This is a genomic window from Algoriphagus sp. (genome assembly GCF_030694375.1).
In the GTDB taxonomy this organism is placed as follows: domain Bacteria; phylum Bacteroidota; class Bacteroidia; order Cytophagales; family Cyclobacteriaceae; genus Algoriphagus.
Genome location: NZ_JAUXYL010000040.1, coordinates 160,184 through 174,117, shown reverse-complemented (window position 1 = coordinate 174,117; position 13,934 = coordinate 160,184). Strand labels below are relative to the sequence as shown.

15 protein-coding genes are annotated in these 13,934 nt (G+C 41.9%); 6 read left to right on the top strand and 9 right to left on the bottom strand.

The features are described from left to right. Nucleotides 1-111: 111 nt before the first annotated feature. The 4 genes from Q8M62_RS15180 to Q8M62_RS15165 form a co-directional block, all read right to left on the bottom strand. Entirely contained in the window at nt 112-1,395 is a 1,284-nt protein-coding gene (locus Q8M62_RS15180) for a NupC/NupG family nucleoside CNT transporter (RefSeq protein ID WP_304901591.1), read from the bottom strand. A gap of 85 nt (nt 1,396-1,480) precedes the next feature. Further along, nucleotides 1,481-2,080 (bottom strand): bifunctional nuclease family protein, encoded by a 600-nt coding sequence (locus tag Q8M62_RS15175; protein WP_304901592.1) that lies wholly within the window; start codon nt 2,078-2,080, stop codon nt 1,481-1,483. A 5-nt stretch (nt 2,081-2,085) separates the two neighbouring features. After that, nucleotides 2,086-3,054 carry an electron transfer flavoprotein subunit alpha/FixB family protein gene (locus Q8M62_RS15170; RefSeq protein ID WP_304901593.1) on the bottom strand — a complete coding sequence of 323 codons (969 nt, stop codon included), beginning with the start codon at nt 3,052-3,054 and terminating at the stop codon, nt 2,086-2,088. A 35-nt stretch (nt 3,055-3,089) separates the two neighbouring features. Continuing rightward, the gene (locus Q8M62_RS15165) at nt 3,090-3,827 is read right to left on the bottom strand and encodes an electron transfer flavoprotein subunit beta/FixA family protein (RefSeq protein WP_092729795.1); all 738 of its coding nucleotides are present in this window, start codon (nt 3,825-3,827) and stop codon (nt 3,090-3,092) included. A 73-nt stretch (nt 3,828-3,900) separates the two neighbouring features. On the opposite strand from Q8M62_RS15165, the gene Q8M62_RS15160 reads away from it, so the two are divergent. Then, nucleotides 3,901-4,233: a M48 family metallopeptidase gene (locus Q8M62_RS15160; protein ID WP_304901594.1), complete on the top strand. Its 333-nt coding sequence runs from the start codon at nt 3,901-3,903 to the stop codon at nt 4,231-4,233. A gap of 87 nt (nt 4,234-4,320) precedes the next feature. Further along, a complete protein-coding gene (locus tag Q8M62_RS15155; RefSeq protein WP_304901595.1) occupies nt 4,321-4,812 on the top strand; it encodes a hypothetical protein in 492 nt (163 codons plus the stop codon). Here Q8M62_RS15155 and Q8M62_RS15150 read toward each other — a convergent pair. The 3 genes from Q8M62_RS15150 to Q8M62_RS15140 form a co-directional block, all read right to left on the bottom strand. Continuing rightward, the gene (locus tag Q8M62_RS15150; RefSeq protein WP_304901596.1) at nt 4,802-5,800 is read right to left on the bottom strand and encodes a zinc-binding dehydrogenase; all 999 of its coding nucleotides are present in this window, start codon (nt 5,798-5,800) and stop codon (nt 4,802-4,804) included. The genes Q8M62_RS15155 and Q8M62_RS15150 overlap by 11 nt on opposite strands. A gap of 147 nt (nt 5,801-5,947) precedes the next feature. Then, nucleotides 5,948-7,531 (bottom strand): replicative DNA helicase, encoded by a 1,584-nt coding sequence (gene dnaB / locus Q8M62_RS15145; protein ID WP_304901597.1) that lies wholly within the window; start codon nt 7,529-7,531, stop codon nt 5,948-5,950. A gap of 90 nt (nt 7,532-7,621) precedes the next feature. After that, a complete protein-coding gene (locus Q8M62_RS15140) occupies nt 7,622-8,314 on the bottom strand; it encodes a lycopene cyclase domain-containing protein (RefSeq protein ID WP_304901598.1) in 693 nt (230 codons plus the stop codon). A 136-nt stretch (nt 8,315-8,450) separates the two neighbouring features. Between Q8M62_RS15140 and murC the strand changes: the two genes are divergently transcribed. Together murC and Q8M62_RS15130 are read left to right on the top strand one after the other, a co-directional pair. Then, nucleotides 8,451-9,818, top strand: coding sequence for a UDP-N-acetylmuramate--L-alanine ligase (gene murC / locus Q8M62_RS15135; RefSeq protein ID WP_304901599.1), 1,368 nt, complete (start codon nt 8,451-8,453; stop codon nt 9,816-9,818). Further along, nucleotides 9,808-10,614, top strand: a complete 807-nt coding sequence (locus tag Q8M62_RS15130) for a 3'-5' exonuclease (protein WP_092729789.1) — start codon at nt 9,808-9,810, stop codon at nt 10,612-10,614. Before murC ends, Q8M62_RS15130 begins: the two co-directional genes overlap by 11 nt. Nucleotides 10,615-10,755: 141 nt before the next feature. Here the strand turns inward: Q8M62_RS15130 and Q8M62_RS15125 are convergent, their stop codons facing one another. Continuing rightward, nucleotides 10,756-11,544, bottom strand: a complete 789-nt coding sequence (locus Q8M62_RS15125; RefSeq protein WP_304901600.1) for a M48 family metallopeptidase — start codon at nt 11,542-11,544, stop codon at nt 10,756-10,758. A gap of 93 nt (nt 11,545-11,637) precedes the next feature. Here Q8M62_RS15125 and Q8M62_RS15120 point away from each other — a divergent pair, with 93 nt between their 5' ends. After that, complete coding sequence (locus Q8M62_RS15120; RefSeq protein WP_304901601.1) at nt 11,638-12,144, top strand: DUF4442 domain-containing protein; 507 nt, start codon at nt 11,638-11,640, stop codon at nt 12,142-12,144. Here the strand turns inward: Q8M62_RS15120 and Q8M62_RS15115 are convergent. After that, the gene (locus Q8M62_RS15115; protein WP_304901602.1) at nt 12,141-12,902 is read right to left on the bottom strand and encodes a hypothetical protein; all 762 of its coding nucleotides are present in this window, start codon (nt 12,900-12,902) and stop codon (nt 12,141-12,143) included. The two genes, Q8M62_RS15120 and Q8M62_RS15115, sit on opposite strands and share 4 nt — an antisense overlap. Nucleotides 12,903-13,039: 137 nt before the next feature. Between Q8M62_RS15115 and Q8M62_RS15110 the strand changes: the two genes are divergently transcribed. Continuing rightward, nucleotides 13,040-13,873 (top strand): glutamate--tRNA ligase family protein, encoded by an 834-nt coding sequence (locus Q8M62_RS15110; protein ID WP_304901603.1) that lies wholly within the window; start codon nt 13,040-13,042, stop codon nt 13,871-13,873. Nucleotides 13,874-13,934 lie beyond the last annotated feature (61 nt).

Genomic DNA, 13,934 nt, shown 5'->3' with positions numbered 1-13,934 from the left:
AACTATAGAAGCTAACACCAAGTTTTAGGGTCAAAACCGTCACAATAGTGCACTAAACAAAAAAGCCCGATTTTGATGAAAATCGGGCTTGTTTGATTTTTATTAAGGCCTTTAAAATAGCATTCCTGCAATGGTTGCAGTCATTAGGCATGCCAAGGATGCCGCCGCCAAAGACTTAAATCCTAAGCGACTTAGGTTGCCCTGCTGATTTGGTGCAATAATGGAGATTCCACCCAATTGGATTGCAATCGAGCTAAAATTTGAAAAACCACAAAGTGCATATGTTGCGATCACCACAGACTTGGTGCTTAAGGTTCCGGCTTCTTTCATATCTGCCAAACTCAAGTAAGCGACAAATTCGTTGATCACGGTTTTCTGACCCAAAAGACTGCCAACCTGCAAGGTATCCACCCAATCTACGCCAATTACCCAAGCGAAAACCCGGAACATCTGACCAAAGATATATTCGAGCGAAAACCCCTTGAATTGCCCATTCGTGGAGCTTTCTACAAATGAATTTAATCCGGTGTACTCCCCAATCAGTCCACTAAGACCAAAATTGACAGCCGCAATTACAGCAATGAATGCAAGTAGCATCCCTCCTACATTTAGAGCAAGTTTTAAGCCTTCAGCAGCGCCGATAGACATTGCATCAATCAAATTGACCCCCATTGCTTCTTCGTTCACTTCAAGCTTATCCTGTTTGATTTCTTTTTCAGTTTCAGGAATAAAAATCTTTGATAATACAATCGCAGCAGGCGCATTCATAATACTTGCTCCGAGCAGGTATGCTGCAAATTTACTTTGCTCCTCCAGACTTTCTCCTCCAAGAAAAGCCACATATCCAGCCAAGACACCTCCAGCTATGGTTGCCATTCCTCCAGTCATGAGACACATCAATTCCGACTTGCTCATAGTTGGAATAAATGGCCTCACTAAAAGTGGGGCTTCTGTTTGTCCGAGAAATATATTACCGGCAGCTGAAAGTGATTCGGGACCAGAGAGCCTCATGGTTCGGGCCATGACCCAAGCAATACCGAAAACAATTTTTTGCAATATTCCGAGGTAGTACAATCCTGAAGAAACCGTGGAAAAGAATATGATCGTAGGAAGAACCTTAAAGGCAAAGATGAAACCAAAGCTGTCCCCTGCCAGATCTCCAAAGATAAAACTTGCCCCAGCTCCGCTGAAACTTAGAAATTTAACAAATCCTTGAGAGAGCAATTCAAAGCCAGCACGAACTAATTCAACTTTGGTGATAAGAAATCCAAATACCAGTTGAAGCGTAATTCCAATCAGGACTAGTCTCCAGTCGATCCTTTTTCTGTTTGATGAAAAAATATAGGCTACCACTACGATAACAAATAAACCAAGGGCTCCTCTCAAATAGTCCATGAATTCCAATTAAATTAAAGAAAGGCTAAAAATAGGCCAAACCAGTACAAGAAAAAAGCCCGAAGAAGTCCGGGCTTTAAATGAATTAGTTTCTCTTATTAATTTCGTCTCGAATCCTGGCCGCCCGTTCATAATCTTCATTATTGATGGCCTTCTCGAGCAGTTGATTTAACTTGTCCAAGCTGAAATCCTTCAAAGACCCTTCTTTTTTCACGGCAACCTTTTGAGGTTCGGATTTCGTTTCCTTTTTACTTTCCTCCTTTTTGTCCTCTTCGGTAAATTCAATAGCCGCTTCAGCCATTACTTTTTCCGAACAGAAAATTCTTGCAGAGAACCTCACTGCAATTGCAATAGCATCAGAAGGACGACTGTCTATTTCAACCTGAGTAGAATCACTGTTACAATTAATTTTGGCATAGAAGACTCCCTCTTTCATATCCGAGATGACAATTTTGTCAATTTTGAATTTGAAACTTTCAGCAAAAGATCTGAAGAGATCATGCGTCATGGGTCGATTTGGAATAATTTTTTCTATCTCAATAGCTATAGCTTGAGCTTCAAACATTCCAATGACTATTGGCAATCTTCTACTCCCTTCAACTTCACCCATAACCAAGGTAAACGACCCTGATTGGGAGTGATTGGAAGAAAGTCCCAAAATCTCAAGTTCTACCAGTTTTTCCACAAAAATTAAAGTTCAGCTTTAAGTGCCTCAGTTAGTTTAGGTATCACCTCAAAAGCATCTCCCACGATCCCATAATCAGCAGCTTTGAAAAATGGCGCCTCTGGGTCTTTGTTGATCACCACTATGCATTTTGAGGAATTAACCCCTGCAAGATGTTGAATCGCTCCTGAAATTCCTACTGCAACATACAAAGTAGGTGCAACTTTTACCCCTGTTTGACCTACGTGCTCATGGTGCGGTCTCCATCCAATATCTGATACAGGCTTAGAACATCCGGTCGCAGCGCCTAGCGTCTTGGCCAAATCTTCAATCATACCCCAGTTTTCCGGACCTTTCAATCCACGACCGCCAGACACCACAATATCTGCTTCTGGAAGTAAAATTTCTCCGGTAGCTCTTTCTGTAGTGATGATTTTCGAAGCAAAATCTGAATCTGAAAGGTTGACCGACAGCTTTTCAACGATGGCATCCCCTCCATCTGTTTTCAAATCCACCGCATTTTTCTTTACTGCGAGGATTTTATTATCGGTAGTGATTGTGGTCTCTGCAAAAGCTTTACCGGTATAAATGCTCCTTTTGACAACATAACCATTGGATGTATTTGGAAGCTCCACAACATTGGATACTAAACCTGCATTCAGTTTAATCGCCAGCCTCGCAGCTACCGCATCACCCAGGGAGGATTTGGCCAAAACCAAAGTCTTGGTACCAATGGCAGTAAATGCTTGAGCTACTGCCGATGCGTGAGCCTGAATTACTCCATCAGTCAGCCTGGAATCATCGGCGTGCAACACTTTTGCCGCACCTGCCTTACCAACAGAAGCCAACTCAGCCGAATCCACAGTACCCAATGCTACTGCGATCACATCGCCTTCTCCTGTCTGGGCTGCTAATTTATTTGCAAATGAAACTGCTTCCAGACTGGTTTTTTTGACCTTTCCCTCTGCATGTTCGATATATACTAAAATTGACATAATTTCTTGAAATAATGGGGTTTACCAAATTTTGATTAAAGTACTTTTGCTTCGTTTTTAAGCAATTTTACCAGCTCGGCCACATTGTCTTTGTCGATTAGCTTTACAGAACCTTTGGCCGGTGGAAGTTGATAGCTACTTGCCGCTGCTTGTGTTTCGTCCGTTACAGGCTCCACCACTTTCAGAGGTTTGGTCCGTGCTGACATGATTCCGCGCATATTTGGAATTTTCCACTCTGCAATCGGCTCCTGACATCCTGCAATCAGGGGCAGTTTAGCTTCCAGCATTTCCTTACCGCCTTCGATTTCACGGGCCATTTTCACAGTTGTACCTTCAACTTCCAGCTTCATCACTGGTGAAAAAGAAGGCATTCCCAGCAATTCACCGACCATACCATGAACCATTCCACCATTGAAGTCAATAGACTCGCGCCCCATCAAAATCAGATCATAACCGCCTTCTTTGGCATAATGAGCAATTTGTTTGGCAACAAAAAAGGAATCTTTGGGAAATGAATTGACCCGAATGGCGTCATCGGCTCCTATTGCAAGCGACTTTCTTAAGGTAGGTTCGGTCTCCACTTCTCCGACATTGATTGCAGTCAAGGTGCCTCCAGTCTGATCTCTAAGCTCCACAGCTCTTGCTAAAGCATAATCATCGTATGGTCCGATTATGAATTGAACTCCAGCAGTGTCAAATTTGGTATTGTTGGCAGTAAACTGAATCTTGGAAGTCGTATCCGGTACGTGTGTGATACAAACAAGAATCTTCATTGGTTTAGAGTTAGGTTATATTAAATTTATTTTGCGTGAAAATAACAGGCTAGGCTTAATAAAAAAACTATTCATGAGCAATTCGGAAAGGCTTCGGCTATTAAAAGAGTATATAAGGGAAGAACCTCAAAACCCTTTCAATTTTTATGCTTTGGCATTGGAAATCAGGGACATTGACATCCCGGAAGCAGGCAGATTATTTGATTTATTATTACTTAACCACTCGGACTACCTGCCTGTTTATTTCCCTTCGGCTCATTTCTTTTTTGAGCTAGGTCAAATCGAAAAGGCAAAGAATATTTTCGAACAGGGAATTGACTTGGCTAAAATTCAAAAAGCCGATAAAACCCTTAAAGAACTCCAAAATGCCTATCAAAATTTTCTTTTTGAAACTGATTTGGATTAGCATGTTTTTTAAAAAAAATCTACTTCCGAATGAAAATCATTTTGTTAATTTTAAAAGCGAGCGATAGCAATTAAATCTCGTCTAACCATGATCACCCAGAAAGAAATGCTGAATCATTTTTTGCCCCTGATGGAAAGTCAAGGGAAACGTTTCAAGAAGAAAAGCTTGATCCGAGCAAAAAAAGCTGAACCCGGTATGGTTGTAGTGACCCGAACCAGTGATGGGATTGAAACCAGAAATACAGCCGAAAAAGGAGATTGGTTGGTGGAAAATCAGACCTCAGCCAAAGAAAGCTACCTGATCAAAGCCGACACGTTTGAAAAGAAATATACGATGATGGATTCGCTCGGGAATGGATGGGGCTGCTATCGTCCTAAAGGTGAAATCTATGCTATGAAAGTTTCTACAGCAGACCTTAATGAGTTTAGCACAGAAGGGTTGATGGAATTCCAAGCTCCATGGAAGGAATCCATTGTAGTAAAACCGGGAGATTACCTCGTTATTTCATTGGAAAAGAGTGAGATTTATCGGGTTGCTAAGAAAGAATTTCTTGAAACTTATGAAGAAATCAAGGAGTGAGAACAATTTTTCCCAATTGATCCCCTGCCTTCATTCGGTCAAAAGCCAAAGTGGCCTCGGCAAAAGTAAAAACGCGATCAACAACTGGACGGATTTGTTTTTCATGGACCAATGCAAGCATTTCCAGAAAATCCTGGTCGGACCCCAAGGTGGAGCCCATGATTTTTAACTGATTCCAAAATACTTTCCGTGCCTCAATTTTTCCGGGATTGCCCATTGTTGCTCCATAAATGACAATTTTTCCTCCCGGTTTACACACGGAAATAAGCTGATTTAGCGAATCACCTGCTGCTCCGTCAATAATTACATCAAAGCCTCCTGTCTCTTCAAGTGATTTTCCTGTCCAGGTTGAATCGAGATAATTATAAACAAAATCAGCCCCGTCACTTTTGGCACGTTCTAATTTATAAGTTTTACTGCTACTCACAGAAAGTTTTGCTCCTTTGGCTATGGCAAATTGGGCTGCAAATTGCGCAACTCCTCCCCCAATTCCTGTAACTAGAACCTGGTCACCTTTTTGAATTCCCCCGTGGTAAACTAAAGCTCGGTATGCTGTCACGCTAGCCAATGGCAAGGCTGCCGCTTCGGCCCAATTGAGATGCTCAGGTTTTTCATGTAATCTGTCGACTGGAACAACCAAAAATTCTGCGAGTGTTCCATGGCGCGGCATCCCCAGAATTGAGAATTCCTTAGATTGAGCACGTTGATTTGAACCCCAATTCATTGCGGGATTGATGATGACATCTTTCCCTACCCAAGATTTATCTTTTTCATCCCCAACTTTTTCTACCACTCCTGCACCATCCGAGCCAAGGATTATTCCGTCCTTTAAATTTGGGTATAGGCCCTGACGACACCACTCGTCCCGATGGTTTAGCGCAGCTGCTTTGATTCGGACCAACACCTCACCTGCTTTAGGTTGAGGATCAGCTACTGAAGTCAATTCAATTTTTGAATCATGCTGGAGATTGAGTACAATTCCTCTCATTTGTTAATTTTATGATTTTCAATTGATTGTAGAGCTTTTCTAAAACTTTCCAACCGACATTCAGGTATTTGTGCGATTGCTAATTATCCCGCCTCGTGTCGCTAGCGACGGACTGTCGAGCTATGGTAGGCTTGATTTTATAGCTGGTTAAAAAGTTACAGGACCATTGTCATCTTTAAAAATATCATCCAGATTCTCCTCATTTGCCCGGCTTTGAAGCTTGATCGTACCCCCGGTATCAAATGAGGCAGCACCTGATGCACCCGAAGTGAAGTGGGTGTAGGATACTTCCTGAGCTTGGTTGGGAGCATACCCCACTCCGGAATCCAAATCCATGAATTTGGTATATTTTCCTATGAAACGAAGTTTGACATTATCCAAAGAACCGTTACGATGCTTGGCGATGATTACCTCACCCACACCTGCAGTGGAGTTATTGTCCTCATCTTGGGTAATGCCATAGTATTCCGGTCGATAGAGGAACATCACCATATCGGCATCTTGCTCAATCGCTCCTGATTCTCGAAGATCGGAAAGCTGCGGTCTTTTGTCACCTCCTCGGGTTTCTACCGCTCTGGAAAGCTGAGAAAGCGCAATGACCGGAATAGCGAGTTCCTTCGCGATTTTCTTAAGCGCTCTGGAAATACTGGCAATCTCCTGTTCTCTGTTTCCACCTTGCCCTCCGTTTTTGGAATCACCGGACATCAGCTGCAGGTAATCGACTACTACCATTTGGATATCATGCTGGGCTTTTAGTTTTCGGCATTTTGCTCGCAATTCCAAGATTGAAAGTGCGGGAGTATCGTCTACAAAAAGCGGTGCTTTTGAAAGTTTGGCTGTTTTATGGACCAATTGAGCCCATTCATGATCTGCCAGAGAGCCCTTTTTAATTTTCTCAGAATCCAATTCGGCCTCGGAAGAAATCAAACGATTAACTAACTGGACCGAGGACATTTCAAGTGAGAAGATCGCCACGGGACGATTGTGATCCACAGCTGCATTTCTCAAAACCGATAGTACAAAAGCAGTCTTACCCATCGCAGGTCTTGCGGCGATGATCACCAAATCGGATTTTTGCCAACCTGAGGTCACTCTGTCCAATGCAGTAAATCCTGAAGGAACTCCGGTAAGTCCATCTTTTTGGTTTTTTCGTGCTTCCAATTCAATAATGGCCTCACGCATAATCGACCGCATGTCAGAATAATTTTTCCGGATATTCTTTTCTGAAATCTCAAAAAGGGACTGCTCCATTTTATCCAAAAGCTCAAAAACATCTGTAGTATCCTCAAAGGCTTCCTTTTGTATTTCTCCTGAAATTTTAATCAGTTCCCGTTTGATGGATTGCTCGGTGATGATTCGAGCATGATATTCAATATTGGCAGCAGAAGCCACCTTGGAAGTAAGTTCGGTGACGTAAAATGCGCCACCTGCGATTTCCAATGCACCGTTTTTTCGAAGCTGTGAAGTCACCGTCAACAAGTCGATGGGCTGACTTTCTGTAAATAGATCCAAAATCGCCTGAAAGATGACTTTGTGCGAATCTTTATAGAAGCTTTCTACCTTCAAAATATCGATTACATTAGTCAGGGCATCCTTTTCGAGCATCAATGCTCCAAGCACAGCCTCCTCTAATTCTACTGCCTGAGGGGGAACTTTGCCCAAAAAGTTGGTTGGATTATCGTAAGAAGGCTTTTTGCGGGTGATTCTTGGTTGGTTGGTATTATCGGTCATATAACAAATGTATCGGCTAGAAGGCAGGAGTTTTGAACAAGTTTTCCAAAACTTATCAACATCCTCAAATGAGCAAAAATCAAGCCCTGATCAGGAAGTTTCTTTATAATATACCCCATTTCGAAATCCTCTAAACATAGAGCAGAGGACAGCCCAGCTAAAGTGCCAAAGAATTTCAGAAACCGGTATTCCCAGAATTTTTGAGCCAAGAATTGGCTCTTCCAACATCCCATAGGTATCCCAAAAATGAGGAAAAAGAAGCTGAAAATTAATAAAATAGATACCTAGGGTAATCGCCAAAGTAGCAACTCCCGAAACCAAAGAAAGGTAAATTAAATCGGGCCTTTGGCTCCAGATATAGACCGATAAAGCCATAAAAGTCAAAAAAGTAACATATCCTGAATGAATGTTTAAAGTAAGACTGAAAAGAGTCAGACTTGCGCAGCCTATCAACCAAAGGAAAAAGAAGTCCCTATTCCTGGCTGGTGTTTGTCGATCATAATCAATCTCAAGTTTGGTAAAGGAAGAATGGATATATCCACCTACACCAAACAGCGCAAATCCAATGATAAAATCTTCAATTCCGATTATCCCAATTCCAAAGAGTGTAGGAGGCTTCCAATAGTCATGAAAATACCAAATCTCTGCTATCATTCCCATAATACCTCCCACAATCCCCACTTTGATCATTCCGCCCTTCCAGGGGTTTTTGACGAAAATCACCAGCCAAGCCACTATATACAACAGGGAGAGCGTCAAATACGCAAATTTGTCATCAAGCATTAAAATAGTTATCAACTCTCGAAAATAGCTAAAACATTTCCTGACAAAAAATCTCTAAAATGAAAAAAGAATACTCCCTCGGTACCCACATTTTATTTTTAAGTTTGAATCTAAAATTAGACCCTATTTTTACCTTATGAACAAGTACCACTTCATCGCCATTGGTGGATCCGTGATGCACAATCTAGCACTTGCCTTAGTGCGAAAAGGATATCAGGTTTCCGGTTCTGATGATGAAATCTACGAACCCTCACGAACTCGTCTGGAAAATGCCAAAATTTTACCCTCTGAATATGGCTGGTTTCCGGAAAAAATCACAGCTGACCTGGATGGAATCATTCTCGGGATGCATGCACGGATCGATAATCCCGAACTGATCAGAGCACAGGAATTGGGCATTCCGGTTTTCTCTTTTCCTGAGTTTATCTATAACCAAAGCCAAACAAAAAAGCGGGTTGTCATTGCGGGTTCACATGGAAAAACTTCCATCACCTCCATGATACTTCATGTGCTTCAAGACCAAAAAATTGACTTCGATTACCTCGTGGGAGCTCAGATCGAAGGATTTGATTTGATGGTGAGACTTTCAGATGCCCCGGTGATAGTCATTGAAGGAGATGAATACCTCACTTCCCCGATTGATCGAACGCCAAAGTTTTTTCATTATAAGCATGACATTGCTTTATTGAGTGGTATTGCCTGGGATCATTTCAATGTATTCCCTGACTTTGAGGTTTACAAAGATCAATTCTCTAAACTGATGGACTTAACCACCCAATCGGGAGAGTTGATCTATTGCGAAGTAGATCAATTGGTAAAAGAAGCAGCAGAAAAATCATCGACCCCGGGTCAAAAAACTCCTTACAATGCCCATCCTGCAGTAATCAAGGATGGAAAAACTTTTTTAAAAACCGGTTCGGGCCTATTGAAAATCGGAATTTTTGGAGATCACAATCTTCAAAACCTTCAAGGTGCGATGGAAATATGTCGAGCCTTGGGTGTTTCAAATGAGCAATTTTACGCATCCATTCCCAGTTTCAAAGGGGCAGCAAAACGTCAGGAGATCCTTGCATCAGGTAAATCAGGAATCCTTTTCCGGGATTTTGCCCATGCTCCATCCAAACTCAAAGCTACTGTCAATGCAGTGAAAAATCAGTTTCCTGATCGGAAATTGATCTCAGTTCAGGAACTCCACACTTATTCTTCATTAAATAAGGATTTTCTCCCCAACTATGCCCACTCCATGGAGGAGACAGATGTTGCAGTGATCTATCTAAATCCACACGCTGTTGCCCTAAAAAAGCTGGACTTGATGGATGAGGAAACCTTGCGAGAAGGATTTAAACGACCGGATTTGATGCTTTTTACCGAAAGTCAGTCATTAAAAGCCTACCTTTTAGCACAAAATTATTCCAATACTAACCTGCTTTTGATGAGTTCGGGCAATTATGACAACCTCGATCTCGAACCCTTAAAAGCCAAATTCAATTCAAATGAAGCTTAACCTTAGAAATTCAATCGCATTTTTTGATCTCGAGGCCACAGGCACTAATGTGGGTACAGACCGGATTGTAGAAATATCCATCGTAAAACTCCACCCAGATCAAGGACGAGAAATCTATACCAAACGGGTAAATCCCGGAATTCCAATTCCTCTGGAGGCTTCGTTGATCCATGGAATCTATGATAAAGACATAAAAGACGAGCCTACCTTCAGAGACATCGCAAAGGAAATCCAAGCCTTCATCGGTAAATCAGATTTGGGAGGATTTAATGTTTTGAAATATGATATTCCGCTTTTGGTGGAGGAATTTTTACGGTCAGGGATCGATTTTGATCTGGAAAATCGAAACCTGCTTGATGCGCAAAAGATCTTTTTCATGATGGAAAAGCGGAACCTAACTGCAGCATACAAGTTTTACTGTGGAAGAAATCTGGAAAATGCACACAGTGCAGAAGCCGACACTTTAGCTACACTAGACGTTTTTCAGGCACAAGTGGAGCGCTACCAAGGAGAAGAAATGGAAGATCTTCAAGGTAATAAGGTTGGAATTTTTCAGAATGACATGAAAAAAATCCACGAAATGGTCAATGAAAAAATGGTGGATTTGGCTGGACGGTTTGTCTTCAACTCACAGGGACAGGAGATTTTCAATTTCGGTAAGCACAAAGGAAAAACAATCGATCAGGCATTGAAAGAAGAGCCGGGATACTATGATTGGATGATGAAAGGCGATTTCCCATTGGACACCAAGCGAAAGCTCACTCAGGTGAAGCTGAGGGGATTTGGATCGAAGTAAATAAGTCGCAGTGGCAAGTAAATTTGGTAAAAAGTAAGTGGTAAGTAGTAAATAGTAAGTTGTATTATCAAACTAACTATTCACTTCTTACCACTCAAAAATTACTGAAGACTGAGACTGATCACTGTGACTAAAAACTCCCTACTGCTTATAATATTTCATCGCCTTAGGCATATTAGCATTAAGGCGCTCGATTCTTCGGTCTGGGCCTGGGTGAGTTGATAGAAATTCAGGCGGTGCTCCACCTCCCGCTGCAGCCATTCTTTGCCAAAACGCTGGGGCTTGACGTGGATCATATCCCGCCATTGCCATGAAGATCAATCCCATCTCATCTGCTTCGAGTTCATGTTTTCTCGAGAAACTTAACATTCCCAGCTGTGAACCTGCACCCACTCCCTGAAGCAATATTTGTTGCATCATCGTAGGATTCTGACCCATTGCCGAAGAAGCTCCGCCCAATAGTCCATTTAACAGCATCCCGTTTGACATACGTTCTCCGGCATGAGATGCCACAGCATGGGCAATTTCATGCCCCATAACTACTGCAATGCCAGCCTCATCTTTAGTGACCGGTAAAATTCCAGTGTAAAACGCAACCTTACCACCCGGCATACACCAAGCATTGATTTGATCACTTTCCAGGAGATTAAACTCCCATGACATGTCATTTGCCAAGCTTTGAAAACCTTCAGCCACCAAATAAGCTTCCACTGCTTTAGCCATCTTTTGACCTACTCGCACCACTCGTTGTCCGTCTGCTGTATTGGTCACATTTTTATTTGCAGTGATCGCTTTTTTGTATTCTTCGTTCACCAGCGGTTGAATCTCCTCGTTGGAAACCATGGAAAGTGACTTTCTACCTGTCAGCGGAACAGTGGTGCAGGAATAAAGCAACAGTCCGGCGGTAAAAATTAAAACTATCTTCTTCATAAATTTTTTCATTTCTTACCGATTGAATTTCAAAAACAATACCAAGGTCTTTCACTTCGACTAATTTTAGTATTTTGGAACAAAATCTCAAAAATGGAAAACCAACTTACCGCCAGAAAACTTTCATCTGAAGCGCTGGATTATCAGCGAAAGATGACTAATCCTATAATATTTTGGTTTGCTATGCTTGTCAAATTGCCTTCGGCTGTGTTTTGGCGATTGCGGATTAAAGATCTGACTACAGAAAAATGTGAAGTTACGATTCCTTTTTTTTGGAGATCGCAGAACCCCTTCAAATCCATCTATTTTGCGGCATTAGCCGGAGCAGCGGAACTCAGCACCGGCGCCCTTTGTCAGTTGGCCCTGGCAGGCAAGGGCCAATTCAGCATGCTAGTCGTTGATTTCAGAGCAGAATATTCTAAAAAAGCCAATTCAAAAATCACTTTCTCATGTACTCAGGGTGAGGAATTATTTGAATTGATTGATCATTTGGAGGTAGGAGAATCTGCTCAACTGACCATGATTTCAACGGGGCAAAATCAAGGAGATGAAACTGTAGCCAAGTTTTTTGTTACATGGTCCTTTAAGCGGAAAAGTTAATCCCGAAGCATGGCTTCGATGCGGATAAATTCTTTCAAGCTGGCATAAACACGCGCTTTGGGCCAATCCATAAATTCATGTTGAAGGTGGAATTCATTGAACCGGATAATCATTTCATCCCATTCCTCTCGAGTGATAACATAGGCAGTCATGAGTTCGGTCCGGATCGAATCTGAGTCAATTACTTCCAAATATCCTTGTCGACGCTTGATCCAATCTAAGCGCTCTGCATATCTCCTGAGTTGTGTGTTTCTTTTGGAAAAGTAGCTTATTGGGCCATAGATCGCTATTCCGCCACTACCATCAGAAGTACCTGTTCCAAGACTCACTTTCTGTGAAAGACTTTTTTCAGACTCAGTTTCATTCTCGGCAAAGTATAATTTGCCGTCTTTAAACCTAAACCTGTAGGGTTCTGCATTCACCTGAAAGGTCGGCAGTAGTCTGGCTCTGTCCTGAAGCTGAACTAACAAAAAGCGTTCGGCAGTCAATACAATGAGTTGCTCATAAAACCCCGGAAAACTGAGTTGAAGGGTGTCTCCCAAGATCCCCTGAATTGAAAAATAACCCCGGGAATTGGTCAATACTGACGCTTTATCTTTAATCGAGACCGTGACTCCTTCCAGGTACTTATTGTCAAAAGAATCGAGGACGTTTCCGGAATAGCTAGTTTGAGCATTCACGGAAATCGTGATAAGGAATAATCCAGTCAGAAAAACAAAGGATTTCATAATTCCCGAAAGGTAAGACTTCCAAGCCATGTGTTCTAAAAAGGGCCGTTAAAGTAACTTAATGCACAAAATTGAAATTTTAGCAATATCCATTTTCAAGGAAGATGGGTTTTAGCTGGACTCAACAATTCCTGCCTTTTTTAGCTCAATCTCCTTATTTTCGCCAGATGAATTTCAAACTGACCCGTATCGCCCCTACTCCCAGCGGATTTTTGCATTTAGGCAATGCCTATTCCTTTTTGAAAACCAAAGCTTTGGCAGAAAAACATGGTACAAAAATTTTGCTTCGTATAGATGACTTGGATCGGGAAAGGTACCGACAGGAATACGTACAGGATATATTTGACAGCTTGGATTTTTTAGAAATCAAAATTGACCAAGGGCCAAAAAATCTTCAGGAATTTGAAACCGAATGGTCACAAGTGCATCGCATGGAAAAATACAAGGAGGCACTTACTCAATTGGAATCCATTAAAAAGGTATTTGCCTGTGATTGTTCCCGTAAAAAAATCCAGCAGCTTGACCCCTCAGGCTATTATTTGGGACAGTGTCTGGAACGGAGGCTCCCCTTGGACAAACCTGAGGTGGCTTGGAGAATAGATACTTCGGAAGCCGACTTCATTCCCTACACTGAATTCCCTAATCAGCAGAAATCCGCTCTGATTCCTCAGGATACAGCATTTTACACTGTACGGAAAAAAGACGGTTTACCCGCTTATCACCTTACTTCATTGGTAGATGATCTGCATTTTGGAGTGGATTTGATTGTGAGGGGGAATGATTTGCATGCCTCGACACTGGCACAGTTGGATCTGGCTAGAATCCTGGGTGCGTCTCAATTTGAGAAGATCACCTTTCATCATCATGCTATTATCAGAGGCCCCAAGCAGGAGAAACTTTCCAAATCGGAAGGGGCAACTTCCATTCAGTATTTGAGAAAACAAGGGAAAAAGTTGGAGGATATAGTTGAACTCGTTTTCCCATCGGTAGATAAAAAATGAATTTTTTGCCAAACTCAGGAATTAGGGTAGAGTTCTTATTTTGAAAAAGTTCTCGTATCAA

Coding starts and splice junctions, on each gene's coding strand:
- Q8M62_RS15155 (WP_304901595.1), top strand. CDS start 4,321: ATGATCACCCAGAAAGAAATGCTGAATCATTTTTTGCCCCTGATGGAA.
- Q8M62_RS15170 (WP_304901593.1), bottom strand. CDS start 3,054: ATGTCAATTTTAGTATATATCGAACATGCAGAGGGAAAGGTCAAAAAA.
- Q8M62_RS15165 (WP_092729795.1), bottom strand. CDS start 3,827: ATGAAGATTCTTGTTTGTATCACACACGTACCGGATACGACTTCCAAG.
- Q8M62_RS15115 (WP_304901602.1), bottom strand. CDS start 12,902: ATGGCTTGGAAGTCTTACCTTTCGGGAATTATGAAATCCTTTGTTTTT.
- Q8M62_RS15150 (WP_304901596.1), bottom strand. CDS start 5,800: ATGAGAGGAATTGTACTCAATCTCCAGCATGATTCAAAAATTGAATTG.
- Q8M62_RS15110 (WP_304901603.1), top strand. CDS start 13,040: ATGAATTTCAAACTGACCCGTATCGCCCCTACTCCCAGCGGATTTTTG.
- murC (WP_304901599.1), top strand. CDS start 8,451: ATGAACAAGTACCACTTCATCGCCATTGGTGGATCCGTGATGCACAAT.
- Q8M62_RS15160 (WP_304901594.1), top strand. CDS start 3,901: ATGAGCAATTCGGAAAGGCTTCGGCTATTAAAAGAGTATATAAGGGAA.
- Q8M62_RS15130 (WP_092729789.1), top strand. CDS start 9,808: ATGAAGCTTAACCTTAGAAATTCAATCGCATTTTTTGATCTCGAGGCC.
- Q8M62_RS15180 (WP_304901591.1), bottom strand. CDS start 1,395: ATGGACTATTTGAGAGGAGCCCTTGGTTTATTTGTTATCGTAGTGGTA.
- Q8M62_RS15120 (WP_304901601.1), top strand. CDS start 11,638: ATGGAAAACCAACTTACCGCCAGAAAACTTTCATCTGAAGCGCTGGAT.
- dnaB (WP_304901597.1), bottom strand. CDS start 7,531: ATGACCGATAATACCAACCAACCAAGAATCACCCGCAAAAAGCCTTCT.
- Q8M62_RS15125 (WP_304901600.1), bottom strand. CDS start 11,544: ATGAAGAAGATAGTTTTAATTTTTACCGCCGGACTGTTGCTTTATTCC.
- Q8M62_RS15140 (WP_304901598.1), bottom strand. CDS start 8,314: ATGCTTGATGACAAATTTGCGTATTTGACGCTCTCCCTGTTGTATATA.